This is a genomic window from Saccharothrix sp. NRRL B-16348, from assembly GCF_001280085.1.
Classification (GTDB): Bacteria; Actinomycetota; Actinomycetes; order Mycobacteriales; family Pseudonocardiaceae; genus Actinosynnema.
The window spans coordinates 83,147-101,910 of sequence record NZ_LGED01000068.1 but is presented as its reverse complement, the minus strand read 5'-3'; the positions used below and the strand labels follow the sequence as shown (position 1 = coordinate 101,910).

Here is an 18,764-nt window from a genome sequence, read left to right as displayed (position 1 = left end):
GCGTCTCTGATCAGCTTGGCGATTCCGCGCGAACCGTAGGGTTCGGTGTGGGTTCTTCCCATCTGGGCGGGGTGGTGCGGGCGTGTAGGTGGAATCCCGCGCCGAGTGCCGCTCCGCGTGGCCGGTGTCGGCCGGTGGGTGTGCTGGTCGTGGTCACGTCCTGGTGCCGGTGGGCTGCGCGTGGCAGCCGCCGGTCCGTGGGTGCGTGTCCCTCCGGACGCTGTCCGGCACCGTCGATGGGCCGTGCCGGGGAGGGAACTCCGCGTCGCCTGGGCGCGGAGCGGGTGGATCGTGGCCGGGTGGGACCGGTCTTGGACCGGTCGGTCCGGCAGGTCTTCCGGGTGGCCGTGATGACGGCCTTGTTCTCCATCTCGGGCACGACAGCGCGGATCGCCAGGGTACCGATGGTCCTGTCCGCGACGGTCTTGGTCTGGTGTGCCAGTCCTCGTGCGGCGATACGCCGCCAGGCTCCCTGGTCGCGGTCGCCCTGCCAGCGGCAGGAGGGGCAGATGGCCCATTTCCAGCCGGGAGTGGTGGGCCGATCGGGTGCCTTGCGGTGGCGCAGCGGGGTGAGGCAATGCGGGCAGTGCTTGGATGTGTTCGCCGGTGGCACGGTCGCCACGGCGATGCCGGACTCGGCGGCCAGGTGCCGCATGTGGTCGGCGATCCGCCCGCGCACCGTCTGCGACATCCGCGTGTTGTGCGTACGTCCCATGCCGCGTGCTTCCATCGAGCGCAGGTCTTCCAGGTAGATGACCGTGGCTCCGGCGGCGACAGCCTGGTCCACAGCCCAGCGGGCGGCGGAGCGGGCCAGCGCGTCGTTGAGGTTGCAGCGCCGCTCGCAGACGCGACGGATCTCCTCGCCCAGCGTGGCGAGCTTGTCGGCCAGGGCGGGGTCGGCGAGCCGTGTGTACTGGTCGGTCTTGGTTTGCAGGCGCTCTGCCAGGCGGCGGAGCCGGTGCTGTTTGGCCAGTACTCCCGCGGCCTGGAACCGGGCGCCCGCACCCAGGGCGGTGATATGCCCATCGTCGTGCAGCCGGGCCGCTCCGGCGGACAGCAGGGTGTTGAGCCCCCAGTCCACGCCGAGCGCGATCGTGTGACCGCTGCGCCGGGCGGCCGGGACAGGGTGGGTGTAGGCGAGGTCGGCGCGTACCTTGCCGCCGACGATCCGCAACGTGGGCAGGTGCGGCACGGCGCTCGCGGGGACGGTGGGCGGCAGCGTGACGGTGCAGGCCACCCAGGTCCAGTCGCGGAAGGACAGCGGATCGGATCGGGTGGGTAGCCGCACGCGCAGCAGGATCTTCGTCGGTTCGGTCGGGGAACGTTCGATCGACGCCTGCTGGCTGTCGCAGGCGGCGAGCAGCAGCATCCGCGCCACACGGGGCGTGGGTTCCAGCTCGAACACGTCGGCTGGCAGGCGGCCGTGTTCCCGCAGGAACCGGGTGATCTGCCGGGTGCGGGCACGGATGACGCTGGAGGGCAGGTGTTCGCCGCCCGGTATCGCAGCCCGCGCCGCGTCCCACTCCTCGGCGGTGCGCTTGTCCGGGTCGGCGGGCCAGGTGGTCAGGATTCCGGCGACCACGTCGGACCGCCACTTCACCGACCGCAGAGCACGTCCCGCCTGCTCCTGGGCGGCGCGGACGATCCGGTCGTTGACCTTCGCCCCCGCGACGACGGCCCAGCCCAGACGGCGCAGGGCCATCCAGGCGTTCGATGGCAACCTCCGCCCGCCCGCGTCCACACCGGAGGCCAAGGTGTCCACGTCGGCGGTGTTCCAATGCCCGCCGAGCAACGAGCCGACCATGCCACCGGTCAGGTCCAGGCACCAGCCCACACGCTCGGCCACGGCGACGGCGGTGAGGATTTCCCCGCTCTTCTCGTCCACGCCCGACCGGACAAGGGTGCGGGCGCAGGCGGTGCGGGAGATCACGCCCTCGGCGAGAGGCGGTTTCCGGCTCACGCGGCGACGCTCTCCCCGACGCACTGGCCGGCCTCGGCCAGCAGCCGCCTGCGGTTGTCCGCACCGCGCATCCCGTACAAGCGCCCCGCGAAAGCGGTGACCAGCGAGACGAAGTCGTCGAGAAGTTCGTCCCGGCCGCCGCGCTTCTTCGGGTACAGCACCTCCACCGTGACCCCGTACACGGCGAACAGACGCTTGAGCCATCCGATCCCGAAGCGGGCCAACCTGTCCTCGTGCGTGACTTGTACGACGGTCACGGAGCCGTCCGACACCATCGCGATCACACGGTTCAGACCGGGCCGATTCTCCTTCAAACCCGAGCCGCAATCCTTGACGACTTCACGACCGTCCCGGACGAGGACGCCCGCAGCTCCGCCTCCTGCGCTTCCAGCGAGGACTCCTGCCCCGACGAGCCCGACACCCCGCACATACAGCAACTCCAGACGCGGCCGGGCAGTCGAGGAGTCGCTGCCACGCTTCATGTTCTCCATCCACCGAGGAGAACCGGCGTTCACGACCGACCCATGTGAAGGGAATCTTGCCGTCCAACGCCCACTGGCGAAGCGTCATCGGATGCAGCCCGAGACGCTTCGCGGCCCTGGAGATACGCAGCAACTCCATACACACAAACCATACATACACAACAAAAGGATGACTAATGAGGTTGGTGAGCCTGGCCGAGGTGCACGACCTTCACCGTCGTCAGCTCGTCCAGCAGCTCGGGGCCGTAGCCGAACCCGGTGCCGGACAGGCGGCGCGGCTGGGCGGCGCCGCCGGGAGCGCCGCCGAACACCGCGTTGACCTTCACCGTGCCGACGGGCAGCGCTCGCCACGCGTGCTGCGCGTGCGCCATGGAGCCGGTGAGCACGGTCGCGGCCAGGCCGTGCTCGTCGACGCACGCCTCGGCCAGCCCTTCCTCGAACGACGGCACCACGCGCACGGGCGCGACCGGCCCGAACGTCTCCTCCCGCAGCACGCGCATGTCGGGCGTGCAGCGGTCGAGCACGGTGGCCGGGTAGTAGGCGCCCTCGCGGTCCGGGATCTCGCCGCCGACCAGCGGTTCCGCGCCGTCCGCCACGGCCTCGGCGACGTGCGCGTGCACGTGCTCGCGCATCCGGAGGTCCACGAGGGGCTGGGGGTCGGCGTTCCAGCGGCGGGCTTCTTCGCACAGCGCCGCCAGGAACTCCCCGGCCACGGCCTCGTGCACGAAGATCCGCTCGACCGACGTGCACAGCTGGCCCGCGTTGGTGAACGCGCCGATCGCCGCCTGCTCGGCGGCCCAGACCGGGTCCACGTCCGCGTCGACCAGCAGCGGGTCGTTGCCGCCGTTCTCCAGCAGCGCCTTCGCGCCGGTCCGGGCGCACGCGGCGGCGATCGAGCGGCCGGTCGCGGTGCCGCCGACGTGCGCGACGACGTCCACGTGCGGTGAGGCGGCCAGCGCCGCGCCCACCGAGGCGTCGCCGGTGAGGCTCTGCAGCACGCCCGGCGGGAAGTGGTCGACCATGAGCTGCGCCAGCAGCACGCCCGTGTGCGGGCAGCGTTCGCTCGGCTTGTGCACCACGGCGTTGCCGGTCACGAGGGCCGCGCCGAGCAGGCCGCAGGACACGGCGACCGGGTCGTTCCACGGTGTCAGGGCGACGACGACGCCGCGGGGTCCGGGGATCATGAAGTCGGCCGCGTCGTGCGCGCCCTGGAGCGACCGGCCGCGGTGGACCGGGCCCAGCTCGGCGTACTGCTCCAACGTGGACACACCGGCCAGCACACCGTCCCGTGCGGACCCGAACGGGCGGCCGGTCTCGGAGGTCAGGACGTTCGCCAGGTCGGTCGCGTGCTCCCGGATCGCCTGCGCGGCGGCTTTCAGCGCGGCTCCCCGTTCGGCGGCGGGTGTCGCCGCCCAGTCGGGTTGCGCCTCACACGCGGTGAGCACCGAGCCCGCCACGTCCTCGTCCGTGGCGATGGGCAGCCAGCCGATCAGCTGACCGTCGACCGGGCTGTGGACGTCGAGTGCATCGACACGCATGTCCGTCATGGCCTCCGGGTACCCAGGTGGCCGAGGTGAAACCCGAGGCGAAGCCCCGAGGAGGAGAGCCATGCCCGGACGTGAGGAGTTGCCGAGCACGATCGCGCGCTCGCCGAAGAAGGCCCAGCGGACGTGGATCAAGGCGCACGACTCGGCCGTGCAGACGTACGGCGAGGGCCAGCGCTCGCACCGCACCGCGTTCGCCGCGTTGAAGCACTCGTTCGAGAAGGTCGGCGACCACTGGGAGCCGAAGGGGCAGAAGGGCCCGTCCGACAAGCAGGCCGCGCGCAGCACGCCGAAGCAGGGGCGGACGGCGGGCGGCGTCGACGCCAACGCGAGCAAGGAGCACCTGTACGACCTGGCCAAGAAGCTGGACGTGCCCGGCCGGTCGAGCATGACCAAGCAGCAGCTGGTCGAGGCGATCGACAAGGCGAACAACCGCAAGACCGCCAAGGCCCGGTCCTAGTCCGGTCGTCCGGTCCGGGCGGGCGTGGGGGTCAGTCCCGCACCACCGGCAGGCGCAGGCGCATCCGCACGCCGCGGTCGAGGGGTTCGGCGGTCACCTCACCGCCGTGGGTCTCGACCACCCGGCGCACGATGGCCAGGCCGAGCCCGGAGCCGGGCATCGACCGCGCCTGTGCCGACCGGTAGAAGCGGTCGAACACGAAGGGCACGTCCGACGGCGGGATCCCGGGCCCCTCGTCGGTGATGGCGAACTCCCCGTCGGCCACCGTGACGAGCACCCGGCCGCCGGGCGGGCTCCACTTCACCGCGTTGTCCACGAGGTTCCCGACGGCCCGTTCGATCGCGTCCGGGTCGACGTGGACCAGGCAGGGCGACAACGCCGACTCGAACCGCGGACCGCTCGCCCGCGCCGCCGCCTTGGCGATCACCCGGCCGGTCACCAGGTCCAGCCGGGTGTCCTCGGCCCGCGTGGTGCCCTCCCCGTAGCGGGCGAGGTCGATCAGGTCGTTGACCAGCGTGCGCAGCTCACCGACCTGCGCGATCGCCGACCGCACCTGCGCGGGCGCCTCGGGGTCGCGCAGCCCCTCGGCCTCGGCGAGCAGCTCGAGGTTCGTGGTCAGGCTGGTCAGCGGGGTGCGCAGCTCGTGCGACGCGTCGGCGACCAGTCGGCGCTGTGCGTGCACAGAGGCGTCCAAGGCGGTCATCATGGCGGCGAACGACCGGCCCAGGCGGCCGATCTCGTCCCGCCCGGTGAGGTCGACGCGCGCCTTCAGGTCCCGGGTCGCGGTCACGTGCTCGACCGCGTCCGTCAGCACGCGCACCGGCCGCAGCACCCGCCGTGCCGCCAGCCTGGCGGCCAGTGCGGCGACCAGCCCGCCGATCAGGGTCAGGCTGACCAGCAACGCCGCCAACGCGGTCAGGACGTCGGCGCCGTCGGCGAGCGGCCGGGCGACGCGGATCAGCACACCCCGCGACTTCGGCACCGCGGCGGTGTGGAGCCGGTAGTCGACGCCGTGGTGCGTGACGTCCTGGAAGTAGGCGGGCGCGTCGCCCTCGGCCACGGCCACGTCCCGCTCGGTCACGGCGACGAACGCCCGGTTCACCCCGGGCAACACCGGCGCGGTGACGAACTGGACCAGCGTGCCGCCCACGACGACCGGGCTTTCGATGGGCATCGCGTGCCCGGAGTCCGCGACCCTCTGCTTGAGCTGCGCGGCGATGGTCGGGCTCTGCGCGGCGGTCTGCGCCAGCGACTCGTCCAGGTTGCGGCGCAGGTCCGCCCGGACCGTCGAGTAGACCACCACCGAGGCGATGGCCAGCGCCACCAGCACCACCGCGCCGCCGGCGAGCCCGACCCTGGTCCGCAGCGTCACGGTCGCTCCCTCAGCACGTACCCCAGGCCGCGCACGGTCTGGATCAGGCGCGGTTCGCCGCCGGACTCCAGCTTCGCGCGCAGGTAGCTGATGTAGACCCACAGCGCGTTGGACGCGGGTCCGAAGTCGTAGCCCCAGACGGACTCGAAGATCAGCTCGCGGCCGAGCACCCGGTCCGGGTTGCGCAGGAACAGTTCCAGCAACGCGTGCTCGGTGCGCGTCAGCTCGATCGGCCGCTCGCCCCGGCGCACGCGGTAGGTTGTCGTGTCCATCTCCACGTCGGCGAAGCGCAGCACCTCCTGGCCGACCCCGGTGCGCCGCAGCAGGGCGCGCAGCCTGGCCCGCAGCTCGTCCAGGGCGAACGGCTTGACCAGGTAGTCGTCGGCGCCCGCGTCGAGCCCGGCGACCCGGTCCTCCACCAGGTCGCGCGCGGTCAGCATGAGGATCGGCGTGCGGTCGCCCCGGCGGCGCAGCCTGCGGCAGATCTCCAGGCCGTTGGGTTCGGGCAGCAGCACGTCGAGCACGATCACCTCGGGCCGGACCCGGCCCAGCTCGTCCAACGCCTGCGCGCCGTCCGCCGCGACCGACACCTGGTAGCCGTCCCGGCGCAGCGCGTGGGCCAGGGAGTGGCGGACGGCCTCGTCGTCATCCACCACCAAGACCCGCACGCGACCAGTATGGGGCACCGCCGCGGGCCCACTCGCGGGCCGCGGTCCGGACCGGTCTCGCACCGGTCCGGACCACCCTGGTCGACCGGTCACTTCGAGGGTGAACCGACCGGTTCGCCCGGCTTGTCCTTCGGCGGCACGGCGATCTCCTGCTTCACCTCGCGCAGGACGGCCAGGAGCCGCTCGGGCGTGATGCCGAGGCCCTCGGCGATCGCGATGAACGCCCGGTCGCCGACGATCTCCGCGCCCCGCGCCTTGACCTTCTCCAGGTCGCGGTACACCTGGCGGGACCGGTCGACGGTGATGCCGAGCTTGACGGCCAGCAGCTCGACGGCCTCCGCGGGCACCCCACCGTGTCCCTTGCCCGGCTCCTCGCCCGGCTTGACGTGCTTCGCCTTCCCCACCCCGTCCTGCGCCGGTTTCTGCTTCGCCGGCTCGTGCTCGGCGGTCACACCCCTCGCCCCGGTGGGTTCCGCCAGCGCGGGTGACGTGCTCGCGGCGACCACCGCGGTCAGCGTCCCCGCCGTCAGGACGGCCGCGACGAGCCTGGTCCGGATCCGCATTCGCATCCCTGCCTCCAGTCTTGGGCGCCGGCCGGTCCGGCGCCCACGACCAGCAGACCAAGCCCGGCTCAGCGGGACGTTGGGAGAACCTTGGAATAACCTCAGGACTCGACCGGCCTCCGTAGGATCACCGCATGGGACTCCGGTTGCCGTGGGCCGCGCTGGCCCGACTCGGCCAAGCGCACTGGTTCGCCGGCAACCTCTACGAGGCCGCGGTCGACGTGCCCGGCCTGCTCGCGGACGCCCGGCCGAACCGGGAGCCCCGGCTCCTCGGCCCCGGCAGCCCCTTGCGCTACTACGCGCCCGCGGCGCCGGTGACGCTCGTGGCCACCGGTGTGACGCTGGCGGCGGGCTGGCGTTCGGGCGGTGACCGACGGGCCGTCGCCACGGCGGCGGCGGGCACCGTGGTGGCCGCGGCGCTCACGGGTTACCTGGTCAAAGCGGTCAACTTGCCGCTGCTGCGCGGCGAGGGCGCGTTGGGCGACGGCGAGCGCCGCCGGCTGGTCCGCACCTGGCACCGCGCCAACCTGGTCCGGCTCGCCGCGCTCGCCGTGGCGGCCGCCGCGACGCGCCGGGTGACCGCGGGGTAGTCGGCGCGCCGGTCACGGTTCGAGCCACGTGCGGTCGGTCAGGAGTTGGCTCGCCTGCGGGCCCATCAAGGTCATGCCGCCGTCCACCAGGAACGACGCGCCCGTCACGTACCCGGCCGCCGGCGTCGCGAGGAACGCCACCACGGCGGCGACCTCGCTCGCGTGCCCCGGACGTCCCAGCGGCACGCCCGGCCGCGGCTCGGTGCGCGGGTCCACGTCCTCCTGGCCCGTCATCGGCGTGGAGATCTCGCCGGGCGCGACCGAGTTGACCGTGATGGCGTGCTCGGCCAGCTCCAGCGCCAGCACCTTCGTCAACGCCCCGAGCCCGGCCTTGGCCGCGCAGTACGGCGCCGCGCCGACCCGCGGCTGGTGCTCGTGCACCGACGTGATGTTGATGATCCGACCGCCCCGCCCCGCCTTGATCATGTGCTTGGCGGCGCGCTGCGAGCACAGGAACGCGCCGTCGAGGTCGACCGACAGCACACCGCGCCAGGTGTCGAAGTCCATGTCCATGGCCTTCTGCGCGGTGCCGGTGCCGGCGCAGTTCACCAGCACGTCGATGCCGCCCAGCTCGGCCGCGAGGTCGTCGACCACGGACGCGGCGGTGGGCAGGTCGGTCAGGTCGAGCTGCCGCACGGCGGCCCGCACGCCGTGGTCGCGGGCCTTGCGGGCGGTGTCCTCGGCGCCGTCGGCGTCGGAGTGGAACGTGATGCCGACGTCGACCCCGCCGCCCGCCAACGCGACCGCGACGGCCTTGCCGATGCCGGAGTCGGACCCGGTCACGACCGCGCGCTGCGGCGCGCCCGCCCGGTCCTGGGGAAGTGGTGCGCTCATGCGCTGCGGGTACCCGGGGCGGTGTTTGCCACACGCCGTGCCGGGAACGCTCCGGGCAGTCGACCTGGGCAGCGGGAGGTGCAGTCATGAAGGCCGTCACCTGGCACGGCAAGCGCGACGTGCGCGTGGACAGCGTGCCGGACCCCATCCTCAAGGAGCCGACCGACGTCGTCGTCCGCATCACGTCCACCGGGCTGTGCGGCTCCGACCTGCACCTGTACGAGGTGATGGGCCCGTTCATCGACGAGGGCGACGTCCTCGGGCACGAGCCGATGGGCGTGGTCGAGGAGGTCGGCGCGGAGGTCACCGAGGTCTCGCCGGGCGACCGGGTGGTGGTGCCGTTCAACATCTCCTGCGGCACGTGCTTCATGTGCGCACGCGGGCTGCAGTCGCAGTGCGAGACGACCCAGGTGCGCGAGCACGGGTCGGGCGCGGCGCTGTTCGGGTACACCAAGCTGTACGGGCAGGTGCCCGGCGGGCAGGCCGAGTACCTGCGGGTGCCGTTCGGCAACACGATGCCGATCAAGGTGCCGGAAGGGCCGCCGGACGACCGGTTCGTCTACCTGTCCGACGTGCTGCCCACGGCGTGGCAGGCGGTGGAGTACGCGGGCACGCGGGACAGCCTGGTCGTGCTCGGGCTCGGCCCGATCGGCGACATGGCGACCCGGATCGCCCAGCACCGCGGCGTGGGGACGGTCATCGGGGTCGACCTCGTGCCGGAGCGCATGGCGCGGGCACGGGGGCACGGCGTGACCGTGCTCAACGTGCGGGACAGCCACCTGGTCGACCACATCCGCGACCTCACCGACGGGCGCGGCCCGGAGGCCGTGATCGACGCCGTGGGCATGGAGGCGCACGGCGCGCCGGTCGCGAAGCTCGCCCACCAGGCCGTCGGCCTGCTGCCGGACGCCCTCGCGGCACCGTTCATGCGGACCGCGGGCGTCGACCGGCTGCACGCGCTGCGGCTGGCGATCGAGATCGTGCGGCGCGGCGGCACCATCTCGGTGTCCGGCGTGTACGGCGGGATGGCGGACCCGCTGCCGATGCTGACCCTGTTCGACAAGCAGGTGCAGCTGCGCATGGGCCAGGCCAACGTGTGGCGCTGGGTGCCGGAGATCCTGCCGCTGCTGACCGACGACGACCCGCTCGGCGTGGACGCCTTCGCGACGCACCACCTGCCGCTCGACCAGGCGCCGCACGCCTACGAGATCTTCCAGCACAAGCAGGACAACGCCGTCAAAGTGCTGCTGCGCCCATGAGGCGTTATCGTCCAGCCATGATCCGCTTTCGGTGGTTGCCCGCCGTGGCGTTGCCGGCGTTGCTGGTGGTGGGCGGGTGCGGCACGGGTTCGGACGACCTGGTCCGGCGCACGGCGGAGGAGTTCACCGCGGCGGTCGCGTCGGGTGACGTGGAGCGTGCTTGCGGGTTGTTGACCGAACGTGCGCGCGAGGACGTGGAGTGCGAGTCGCTGGACGTGCCCGGCGGGACGGTGCGGGCGGTCGAGGTCTGGGGTGACGCGGCGCAGGTCCACACGTCGGACGACGTCCTGTTCCTGCGGGAGCTGGCGTCGGGGTGGCGGGTGGCGGGCGCGGGCTGCGAGTCGCAGGGCGAGCGGCCGTACACGTGCGAGGTGGGTGGGCCATGACGCAGCGCGGGATGTTCTACGCCTACTTGTTGGGCGTGCTGGGTCTGCTGGTGTTCTTCAGCGTCATCGGGTTGGTGGGCCTGTGAAGAGATTCCTGCGGGACAACGGGTTGGGGCTGGCGTTCGGCCTGCTGTGCCTGGTGACGCTGGTCGGGCAGGCGTTCGCGGGCAACGCGGACCTCAACAACCGGCGGCTCACCGACGGCGGTGACCCGATCGGCTTCTGGCAGTACGTGATGTCCTCGGACTTCGCGGTGGACGTGGCCGAGAACTGGCAGTCCGAGTACCTCCAGTTCTTCCTGTTCATCTTCGCCACCGTCTGGTTGATGCAGCGCGGCTCGCCCGAGTCGAAGCCCGCCGACCGGATGGGCGCGGAGTCCGACAAGGACCAGCTCCTCGGCGCGCACGTGAAGGAGCAGTCGCCGCCGTGGGCGAAGGCGGGCGGCTGGCGCACGGCGCTGTACTCGAACTCGCTCGGCCTGGTGATGCTCGGCCTGTTCGTCGGCTCGTGGCTGACCCAGTCGATCGCCGGGCGCAGCGCGTACAACAACGACCAGCTGAACACGTTCCAGGACCCGGTGACGTGGTGGGACTACGTGCTGTCGGCCGACTTCTGGAACCGCTCGCTGCAGAACTGGCAGTCGGAGTTCCTGGCCATCGGCTCGATGGTGGTGTTGAGCGTCTACCTGCGCCAGCGGGGATCGCCGGAGTCCAAGCCCGTCGGCACGCCCCACAACAGCACGGACGAGACGGGCTGACCGGCCGCTCACTCGACGCGGTCTTCGTCGTCCACGTCGTCGTCGGCTATGGTGTCCCGGCCGCGCTCGCGCCACGGCCACGCGAACCACAACGCGCTGAACAGCACGGCCGCGAACACGCCGAGCGCGATGCCGGCCCAGCCGCCGACGATGACCTCGCCGAGCAGCAGGATCGTGCCGGTCATGGCGACCGCAAGGCAGGCCAGCCCGAGGATCGCGAAGCGGTTGGCCACCTCGATCACGTCCTCCCGCCTGCCGCGGCGGAAGAGCAGCCGGTGCCAGGCCGCGGGCGCGGTGAGCAGCGCGACGGAGCACGCGGCGAACAGGACGGTGATCAGGTGCGTGGCGCGGATGTAGGCGTCGGCCGACGCGTAGCGCTCGGCGAACGCGATCGACAGCAGGAAGCCGAACAGGATCTGCACGCCGGCCTGCGCCACGCGCAGTTCCTGCAGCAACTCGTTGAGGTTGCGGGCCAACCTCCGCTGGTGTGACTCCTCAGCCTGACTCACCGCCACCGCATACCCGGTGGGAGCGTCGATCAACCATCACCGCGGGTGACGAACGACAGCCCGAAGTGGTTCAGCGTGGCGGGCAGCGGCGCGCGCAGCGTCGGCACGGCCAAGTGGTCGCGCAAGGCGTCCAGCATGGTGCTGCCGGCAACCAGCACGAGGTCGCGGCCGGGGCAGATGCCCGGACCGCCGCTGAACGGCACCAGACCGGGATCGCTCGGCGCGGGCCAGTTCTCCGGCGCGTACGAGTCGGCGTAGGACAACCGGTCCGGATCGCGGTGGAAGTACGGCGCGAACACGACGAACGTGGTGCCCGCGGGCAGCCACGTGCCGTGCCAGCGGGTCGGTTCGGTGCTCTCGCGCAGGATCACCGGCGTCGTCGGCCACAACCGCGCCGACTCCCAGATGCCGGCCTCGCCCTCGCCGCCGATCGCCAACGCACGCATGGTCACGATGCCCGCCGCGTCGAACGCGAACAGCCAGTGCGGCGCCTGGCCCTGCAACTCGTCGGGTGAGCCGAGGCTCGCGAGGCTGCCCGGCTCCTGGCGTGCCAGGTGCGCGTGCAACCGCTCCTCGAACCGCTCGCGCAGCGCGTCCCGCCGCGGGTGCAGGTAGGCCCAGTTGGCGTTGCCCCGCAACGTCTTCAGCACGTCGGTCAGCTCGACGTCCTCCCGCGCGAACGAGCCGAGCACGATCCGCCGGGCCGCGCGCCACCACGCCTGCGCGAACGCGTCCCAGGTCAGCCGGCCGGTGCTGCGGACGTGCCGCAATAGCAGGTCCGCCTCGTCGGCCACGATCCCCGGCACGTCGATCTTGTCCGGCCGCAGCACGTCCTCGTTCACGGCACGCCGCCGCGCCCGCTCCTCCCCCGTCGAGATCAGCACGCCGTGCGGCTGGAAGTGCGCCAGCGCGGCCTTCTTCTCGCGGGTGGCCAGCGCGAACGGCGACGGCGAGTCGGCCAGCAGCCGCGCCACGTCCACCGGGTCCAGCAGCAGGGCGACGCTGCGCCCGGTGACCCTCAGCCGCAGCGGTTCCGGGCCGTACCGCGCGCGGAACCGCCTCATGGTGGCCACGGCCGCGGCGTCCGCCTGCACCTTCTCTGCCACCGCCGTCACCCCGCGCCGGCGCACGATCACGCCCTTGGCGACCGTCGGCAGCAGCACCTTCGCGAACGCCCGGCCGGTGTCCAGCCGGGAGGCTACGGCCACGACCCCTCCTCGGCGTGCGCGACCACTAGTTCGCGCACCTCGCACCCCTCGGGCTGGCGCAACGCGAACACGATCGCGTCGGCGACCCGCTCGGGCGGGTTCAGCTTGCTGTCGTCCGGCGGCCGGTACTGCTCGGCCCGCTCGTCGAAGAAGTGCGTGCGCATGCCGCCGGGGATCACCAGCGTGACGCCGACCCGCCCGGCGGTCTCGGCGGCCAGCGCCCTGGTGAAGCCGACGACGCCGAACTTCGAGGCGCAGTACGCGGTGGCGTCGCTGACCGCCTTGATGCCGAGCGTGGACGCGATCGTCACCACCCGGCCGCCGGCCAGCATCGGCAACGCCGCCCGCACCACCGCCGCGGTGCCGAGCAGGTTCACCATCACCACCCGGTCCCAGTCCGTGCCGGACACCTCGTCCAGCCGGCCGCACGCGTCCGTGCCCGCCGCCGTGACGACGGCGCGCAGGCCGCCGTTGCGCTCGGCGATCGCCTTCACCGCGCGTTCCGCCGCCCTGGTGTCGGACAGGTCGACCGACTCGAAGTCGGCCACCTCCGAGGACGACGGGGCGGCCTTGTCCAGCACCAGCGGGCGTCCGCCCAGCTCGTGCACCGCGTGCACCACGGCCGCGCCCAAGCCGGACGCGCCTCCGGTCACCAACACCTGGTCGAGCATCAGCCCCTCCTCGACAGCATCTCGGTGGTCGAACGGCCCCGGTGGTAGGGCACGACGACGGTCCGCCCACCCCACCCCTTGACCAAGTCCGCTTCCGGCAACGAATCGACGGTGTAGTCGCCGCCCTTGACCCACACGTCCGGGCGCAGGGCGGCCAGCACGCGTTCCGGCGTGTCGTCCTCGAACACGACCACGTCGTCCACGCAGCCCAACGCACGCAGCACCTCGACCCGGTCCTGCTCCCGGGTGACCGGGCGGTCCGGGCCCTTGAGCCGGCGCACGGACGCGTCGGAGTTCAGGCACACCACCAGGCAGTCGCCGAGCGACCGGGCGGCGCGCAGGGTGCGGACGTGGCCCGCGTGCAGCAGGTCGAAGCAGCCGCCGGTGGCGACCACCACGCCGCCGCGCGCCCGGACCGCGTCCACCGTGGACAGCGGGTCCACCGGTCGGAAGCCGGAAGCCCCGCCGCAGCGCAGGAACTCGGCCGCCGACGTCACGGCGTCGGCGACCGCGTCGTCCATCGCCGCGCCGCGCATGAGCCGTGCCGCGACCGTCACCGCGAACCGGTCGCCCGCACCGCACGGGTCGACCACGGGCACGCGGGGCGCGGGCACGGCGACCGGCGTGCCGCCGCCGTGCAGCAGCGCGCCGTCGGCGCCGAGCGTGACCACGACGGCCCGTGCCCGCCACTTCGCGCGCAGCGCTTCGAGGGCGTCCATCGGGTCGGCGTGGCCGCTGAACGCCCTGGCCTCGGCCGCGTTCGGCGTGACCAGGCGGACGCCGGGCACCGGGTCCGGGCCTCGCGGGTGCGGGTCCCAGACCACCGGGCGGCGGGCGAGCACGCCGCGGAGCCGTTCGTCGCGCGCCAGCCCGCGACCGTAGTCGGAGACGAGCACGTAATCGGCTTCCAGCACCGCGTCGAGCATGTCGTCGGTGGCTTGTGGTGCCTCGGTGCCGCCACCCCGGTCGAGCCTCGCGATCGACTGGTCGCCGCAGCGCAGCCGGGTCTTGACCGGGGTCGGCGTGGGCGAGGGCCCCAGCACGGACGGCACCCGGGCCAACTCCTCGCGCAGCCGGTGCCCGTCCTCGTCGTCGGCCACCGCGCTGACCAGCGTGACGTCGACCCCGTCGGCGGCGGCCAGGGCGGCGGCCAGTCCCGCACCGCCTGGCCGGGCGCGTTCTTCGGTGACGTCCAGGACGGGCGCGGGCGCGTCCGGGCACAGGCGCTCGGCGGTGCCCAGCACGTCGATGTCGAGCAAGGAGTCACCGACGACGACCAGCTTCACGAGACCCTCCGTTCCGATGCCGGTAGAGCAGCTTCGAAAGCACTGCACAGGGCGTGGACCGCGACCAGTTGGGCTTCCTGCACGTTCGCCGGGTCGCCGGGCAGTGCCAGCACGTCGTCCACCGCCTCCGCGAGCGGGTTCGGGGTGGGGCCCGTCATCGCCCACACGTGCGCGCCCGCCTGCCTGGCCGCCTTGGCCGCCTCGATCAGGTTCGGGCTGCGCCCGCTGGTCGACAGCAGCACGACCACGTCCCGCGGCCGGGCGTGGGCGGTGACCTGGCGGGCGAACACCTGCTCGTACCCGTAGTCGTTGCCGATCGCGGTGACGCTGGACGACTCCGCGCACAGCGCGATCGCCGAGAACGGCCGCCGGTCGTCGCGGAACCGGCCGACGAGCTCGGCGGTCAGGTGCTGCGCCTCGGCGGCCGACCCGCCGTTGCCCGCCGCGAGCAGCCGGCCGCCGTCGGTGAGCCTGCGGGCCAGCACGCCGCCCCAGCGGGTCAGCCGCGGCGCCTGGGCGCGCAGCCCGGCCAGCGACTGGGCCAGTCCGTTCAGGTGCGCCTCGACGCTCATCGCCCGCCTCCCACGGCCACGGCCTGCCCCACCGTGACCCGCTCGTAGACGCGTTCGGTGTCCTCGGCGATCCGGCTCCACGTGTAGCGCACGCCCACCCGGTCCAGACCGGCGAGCCCGCACGCCTCCCGACGGGCCTGGTCGACCAGCAGCGAGTTCAGCGCCCTGGCCAGCGCGGACGGGTCGCGCGGCGGCACGAGCACGCCGGTCACGCCGTCCACCACGGTGTCGGTCAGGCCGCCGACGGCGCTGGCCACCACCGGCACGCCGCACGCCATGGCCTCCAGCGGCACGATGCCGAACGGCTCGTACCAGGGCACGCACGCCACGACGTCGGCCGAGCGCAGCAGCGCGGGCATGGCGTCCCGCGACACCTGGCCGGCCAGCCACAGCCGACCGCGCACACCGACGCGTTCCGCGTGCGCCGCGAGCCGCTGCGCTTCCGGGTCGGACTCGACGTGCACCGGGCCGCCGGCGATCACCAGCTCGGTGTCCGGCAACGACCGCAACGCGGTGATCAAGTCCTGGAAACCCTTGCGCGGCACCAACCTGCCGACGGAGACGATGCGGTGCCCGTAGCGGCGGCGGTCGGTCGGGCCCTCGGGCCGGAACCGCACCGGGTCGACGCCGCACGGCACGACGGAGATCCGCGACCGCCGCACGCCCATCCGCATCAGCTCGACCACCTCGTCGTCGCACGTCGCGGCGATCCGGTCGGCCTCGCGCCCGATCATCCGCTCGATGCCGATCCGCTCGGCCGGGCTGGTGTCGTCCGCGCCCTGGTGGCGGCGCTTCACCGTGCCGAGGGCGTGGTAGGTCTGCACGACGGGCACACCGACCTTGCGCGCCGCGAGCACCGAGGCCAGGCCGGACATCCAGAAGTGCGCGTGCACGACGTCGGGCCGTTCCTCGTACCACTGCCGCTCCAGGAAACGGGCGAAGTCGCCCATGTGCGGCAGCAGCTCGTCCTTGGGCACACCGCGAGCGGGACCGGCGGGCACGTGCACGACCTCGTAGCCCTGCTCGGTGCGCACCCGCTCGGGCAGGCCCGGGTCGTCGCGACGGGTGTAGACCACCACGTCGTGCCCCAGTGCCGACAACGCCGCCGACAACGCGGCGACGTGCACGTTCTGCCCGCCCGCGTCGACACCGCCCAAGGCGGCCAACGGGCTGGCGTGCTCGGACACCATCGCGATCCTCATCCGCTCACTCCTGTCAGCAACCGGTCCCAACTCCGCAGGAAGGCGTCGAGCCCGTACCTGGCCAGGGCGAACTCCCTGGCGTGCTTTCCCTTCTGCCTGGCCAGCGCGGGGTCCGCGACCAACTCGGCCACGGCCCGCACCAGCTCGTCCACGTCGGTGGACACCACACCCGCCTCCGGCGGCACCGCGCGCACCGCTTCCGTGCACGCCAACGCCACCACGGGCATCCCCAGGTGCATCGCCTCGATCAGCGACAGCCCCAACGACGTCCACCGCACCGGGTGCAGGTAGAGCCGTCGCAGGGCCAGTTCCCGGTGCAGCGACACCAGGTCGTGGTCGCCGCGCCCCATGTCGCCCAGCTTGCGGGTCTTCATGCCGTAGACGTCCAACGGCGCCGCCTCGGCGAACCGCGGCAGCAGGTCCGTGCCGACCACCCGGCCGCGCCGCACCGGGTCGTTGACCACGACGGCCGCACGGGGCAGCTCACCGGTGTACAGGAGGCCGGGGTCGACCACGCCGTGCTCGATGACGACGGTGCGCGCCGTGCCGCAGTCCCACATCAGGTCGTTGAAGTGCGTGACGTGGACGATCGTGCCCGCCCAGTCCTTCAGCGGGTGCGCCTGGTTCGGGTACTTGGGCGTGTTGTGCTCCAGGTACACGACCGGCACACCGGCGGGCACCAGCCCGACCTCCTCCGGCCGTTGCAGCACCGCGATGTCCGCGCCCAAGTCGGACAGCGCCACTTCGGACACGTCGACCTCGCGGGCGGCGGGCCAGTCGCGCCCGGACAGCCCGATGCCGTGCGGCGGCCCGGGGATCAGGTACTCGTGACCGCCGCGGACGAACGCGTTCGTCCACGAGCCGTGCACGTGCCACAGCAGGATCTTCACGTCCGCACCCCCACGAGTTCGGCGACGGCGGTGACGACCTGGTCGGCCGTCACCCGGTCAAGGCACGGGTGGCCGGGCACCGGGCACTCGCGTGCGCGCGAGTCGCGGCACGGGGCGTCCTGGTCGCCCAGCAACACGTGCGGCCCGTGCGGCGCCCACCGGCGGGCGGGCACGACGGGCGAGAACAAGGACACGACCGGCGTGCCGACGGCGGCGGCGAGGTGCGCCGGCCCGGTGTTGCCGACCACGACGGCGTCCGCGCGGGCCAGCAGCCCGGCCAGTTCGGCGAACGTCGTCCGGCCGCCGAGGTCGACGCCGTGCGCGCCGGCCACGTGCTTGGTCAGCGCGGTCTCGTTCGGGCCGCCGGTGACCAGGACGCGGTGCCCGGCTTCGGCGAGCGCCGTGACGGCCTCGGCGCACCGGTCCGGCGACCAGGCGCGGGCGGGCACGGAAGCTCCGGGGTGCAGGACGACGTACGGCCCGATCTCGGTCGGCTCCGGCGGGGTGGTGATCGCCAACCCGCCGTCGTCGCCGGGCGGGAGGTCGAAACCGGCGGCCCGGGCCACTTCCAGCGCCCGTTCGGCTTCCGGGAGGTCCGGGTCGTCGCGCAGCCGGACGTCGAGCAGGGAGCCGGGGTAGTCGGTGGAACGGGCCACGACCTTCGGCACGCCGGCGAGCTTGAGGAGCAGCGCGAGCGGCAGCGGACTCTGGTGGAACGAGGTCAGGACCAGTGCCACGTCGGCGCGGATTCCCTTGAGCAGGGCGACGATCCCCTCGATGTCGGGGGTGCGGACGTCCGGCGCCGGGTAGGCGATCCACGGGCAGTCCCACCGCACTACGCGCTGCACGCCGGGCAGCAGCTCGGCCGCCTGCGCGCCGGAGTGCCCGCACAGCAGCACGACTTCGCCCGCGTGCGCGGCGGCGCGCACGGCCGGACCGGCGAGCAGCACGTCGCCGTCGTTGTCGAGTCGGGCCACCAATGTCCTCATAGGACCATCGCCAACGCGGCTCGCAGGTCGGGCGCGGTGTAGGGCGCGCGGTCGACCTCGTCGGGCAGGGTTTCCGGCGTGGGCACGAGGATCGGGGTGACGCCCGCGGCGAGCGCGGCTTTGACATCCGCCTCGATGTCGCCGATGAAGTAGGTGCGCTCGGGGCGCGCGTCGAGGGCGGCGCAGGCGCGGAAGATCATGGCGGGCGCGGGTTTGCGGCACGCGCAGCCGTCGTCGGGGTGGTGCGGGCACACCTGCCAGGTGCCGAATCGACCCAGCAGGGCTTCGACCTTGGCGTTCACCGCGTCCACCTGGGCCTGGGGGAGCAGGCCGCGCCCGATGCCGGACTGGTTGCTGACGACGCCCGTGCGCACTCCGTGAGCGCGGAGCAACCGCAGGACGTCGCGCGCGCCGGGCATCGGGCGCACCCGCTCCGGGTCGCCGTTGTACGGCACGTCGCTGATGAGCGTGCCGTCGCGGTCGAAGAGAACCGCGTCGGGGTACTGGTCCACAGAGGAGAGTTAGCCGTTGAGAAGAGAAGCAAACACTTCTCGGTGAGGCG

The 18,764-nt window shown here is 73.0% G+C and carries 21 protein-coding genes and 1 pseudogene; 5 read left to right on the top strand and 17 right to left on the bottom strand.

Annotated features, from left to right (window positions below; all coding sequences use genetic code 11):
* Positions 1–10: 10 nt before the first annotated feature.
* The 4 genes and pseudogenes from ADK67_RS09430 to ADK67_RS09420 form a co-directional block, all read right to left on the bottom strand.
* Entirely contained in the window at positions 11–1,960 is a 1,950-nt protein-coding gene (locus tag ADK67_RS09430) for a zinc ribbon domain-containing protein (RefSeq protein ID WP_053716013.1), read from the bottom strand.
* The gene (locus tag ADK67_RS53460) at positions 1,957–2,451 is read right to left on the bottom strand and encodes a recombinase family protein (RefSeq protein ID WP_082403327.1); all 495 of its coding nucleotides are present in this window, start codon (positions 2,449–2,451) and stop codon (positions 1,957–1,959) included. Before ADK67_RS53460 ends, ADK67_RS09430 begins: the two co-directional genes overlap by 4 nt.
* 13 nt (positions 2,452–2,464) lie before the next feature.
* A pseudogene (locus ADK67_RS55305) lies at positions 2,465–2,581 on the bottom strand (excisionase family DNA-binding protein); the annotation flags it as partial.
* A gap of 34 nt (positions 2,582–2,615) precedes the next feature.
* Positions 2,616–3,980, bottom strand: a complete 1,365-nt coding sequence (locus tag ADK67_RS09420) for an aldehyde dehydrogenase family protein (protein ID WP_442974119.1) — start codon at positions 3,978–3,980, stop codon at positions 2,616–2,618.
* A 70-nt stretch (positions 3,981–4,050) separates the two neighbouring features.
* Between ADK67_RS09420 and ADK67_RS09415 the strand changes: the two genes are divergently transcribed.
* Entirely contained in the window at positions 4,051–4,446 is a 396-nt protein-coding gene (locus ADK67_RS09415; RefSeq protein WP_053716010.1) for a ChaB family protein, read from the top strand.
* 31 nt (positions 4,447–4,477) lie between these two features.
* Here ADK67_RS09415 and ADK67_RS09410 read toward each other — a convergent pair whose 3' ends face one another.
* The 3 genes from ADK67_RS09410 to ADK67_RS09400 all read right to left on the bottom strand — a co-directional run bounded on the left by ADK67_RS09410 (position 4,478) and on the right by ADK67_RS09400 (position 7,055).
* The gene (locus ADK67_RS09410) at positions 4,478–5,818 is read right to left on the bottom strand and encodes a sensor histidine kinase (protein WP_053716009.1); all 1,341 of its coding nucleotides are present in this window, start codon (positions 5,816–5,818) and stop codon (positions 4,478–4,480) included.
* Positions 5,815–6,486 (bottom strand): response regulator transcription factor, encoded by a 672-nt coding sequence (locus ADK67_RS09405; protein WP_053716008.1) that lies wholly within the window; start codon positions 6,484–6,486, stop codon positions 5,815–5,817. The genes ADK67_RS09410 and ADK67_RS09405 overlap by 4 nt, the downstream gene beginning before the upstream one ends.
* Before the next feature lie 89 nt (positions 6,487–6,575).
* The gene (locus ADK67_RS09400) at positions 6,576–7,055 is read right to left on the bottom strand and encodes a hypothetical protein (protein WP_157620040.1); all 480 of its coding nucleotides are present in this window, start codon (positions 7,053–7,055) and stop codon (positions 6,576–6,578) included.
* Positions 7,056–7,183: 128 nt separating this feature from the next.
* Here ADK67_RS09400 and ADK67_RS09395 point away from each other — a divergent pair, with 128 nt between their 5' ends.
* On the top strand, positions 7,184–7,639 hold the full coding sequence (locus tag ADK67_RS09395) for an anthrone oxygenase family protein (protein ID WP_053716006.1): 456 nt from the start codon (positions 7,184–7,186) through the stop codon (positions 7,637–7,639).
* 12 nt (positions 7,640–7,651) lie between these two features.
* Here ADK67_RS09395 and ADK67_RS09390 read toward each other — a convergent pair whose 3' ends face one another.
* On the bottom strand, positions 7,652–8,473 hold the full coding sequence (locus ADK67_RS09390; protein WP_053716005.1) for an SDR family oxidoreductase: 822 nt from the start codon (positions 8,471–8,473) through the stop codon (positions 7,652–7,654).
* Between the two features lie 86 nt (positions 8,474–8,559).
* On the opposite strand from ADK67_RS09390, the gene ADK67_RS09385 reads away from it, so the two are divergent.
* The 3 genes from ADK67_RS09385 to ADK67_RS09375 all read left to right on the top strand — a co-directional run bounded on the left by ADK67_RS09385 (position 8,560) and on the right by ADK67_RS09375 (position 10,875).
* Positions 8,560–9,732, top strand: coding sequence for a zinc-dependent alcohol dehydrogenase (locus ADK67_RS09385; protein WP_053716004.1), 1,173 nt, complete (start codon positions 8,560–8,562; stop codon positions 9,730–9,732).
* Positions 9,733–9,749: 17 nt separating this feature from the next.
* Positions 9,750–10,118: a hypothetical protein gene (locus tag ADK67_RS09380; RefSeq protein ID WP_053716003.1), complete on the top strand. Its 369-nt coding sequence runs from the start codon at positions 9,750–9,752 to the stop codon at positions 10,116–10,118.
* Positions 10,119–10,200: 82 nt separating this feature from the next.
* Positions 10,201–10,875, top strand: coding sequence for a DUF6766 family protein (locus tag ADK67_RS09375; RefSeq protein ID WP_053716002.1), 675 nt, complete (start codon positions 10,201–10,203; stop codon positions 10,873–10,875).
* 8 nt (positions 10,876–10,883) lie between these two features.
* Here the strand turns inward: ADK67_RS09375 and ADK67_RS09370 are convergent, their stop codons facing one another.
* Genes ADK67_RS09370 through ADK67_RS09330 form a run of 9 tightly spaced genes read right to left on the bottom strand, consistent with a single transcriptional unit; the run spans position 10,884 to position 18,714 of the window.
* A complete protein-coding gene (locus ADK67_RS09370; RefSeq protein WP_053716085.1) occupies positions 10,884–11,384 on the bottom strand; it encodes a DUF6328 family protein in 501 nt (166 codons plus the stop codon).
* 29 nt (positions 11,385–11,413) lie between these two features.
* Positions 11,414–12,592, bottom strand: a complete 1,179-nt coding sequence (locus ADK67_RS09365; protein WP_053716001.1) for a cytochrome P450 — start codon at positions 12,590–12,592, stop codon at positions 11,414–11,416.
* Positions 12,583–13,263, bottom strand: a complete 681-nt coding sequence (locus tag ADK67_RS09360) for an SDR family oxidoreductase (protein WP_053716000.1) — start codon at positions 13,261–13,263, stop codon at positions 12,583–12,585. Before ADK67_RS09360 ends, ADK67_RS09365 begins: the two co-directional genes overlap by 10 nt.
* Positions 13,263–14,549, bottom strand: coding sequence for a D-glycero-beta-D-manno-heptose 1-phosphate adenylyltransferase (rfaE2, locus tag ADK67_RS09355; RefSeq protein ID WP_053715999.1), 1,287 nt, complete (start codon positions 14,547–14,549; stop codon positions 13,263–13,265). Before rfaE2 ends, ADK67_RS09360 begins: the two co-directional genes overlap by 1 nt.
* Positions 14,546–15,121, bottom strand: a complete 576-nt coding sequence (locus ADK67_RS09350) for a D-sedoheptulose-7-phosphate isomerase (protein ID WP_053715998.1) — start codon at positions 15,119–15,121, stop codon at positions 14,546–14,548. Before ADK67_RS09350 ends, rfaE2 begins: the two co-directional genes overlap by 4 nt.
* Positions 15,118–16,323, bottom strand: a complete 1,206-nt coding sequence (locus tag ADK67_RS09345; protein WP_053715997.1) for a glycosyltransferase — start codon at positions 16,321–16,323, stop codon at positions 15,118–15,120. Before ADK67_RS09345 ends, ADK67_RS09350 begins: the two co-directional genes overlap by 4 nt.
* The gene (locus ADK67_RS09340; RefSeq protein ID WP_053715996.1) at positions 16,320–17,213 is read right to left on the bottom strand and encodes a glycosyltransferase; all 894 of its coding nucleotides are present in this window, start codon (positions 17,211–17,213) and stop codon (positions 16,320–16,322) included. Before ADK67_RS09340 ends, ADK67_RS09345 begins: the two co-directional genes overlap by 4 nt.
* On the bottom strand, positions 17,210–18,202 hold the full coding sequence (locus ADK67_RS09335; protein WP_053715995.1) for a glycosyltransferase family 9 protein: 993 nt from the start codon (positions 18,200–18,202) through the stop codon (positions 17,210–17,212). Before ADK67_RS09335 ends, ADK67_RS09340 begins: the two co-directional genes overlap by 4 nt.
* A complete protein-coding gene (locus tag ADK67_RS09330; RefSeq protein ID WP_053715994.1) occupies positions 18,199–18,714 on the bottom strand; it encodes a D-glycero-alpha-D-manno-heptose-1,7-bisphosphate 7-phosphatase in 516 nt (171 codons plus the stop codon). The genes ADK67_RS09335 and ADK67_RS09330 overlap by 4 nt, the downstream gene beginning before the upstream one ends.
* Between the last annotated feature and the right edge of the window lie 50 nt (positions 18,715–18,764).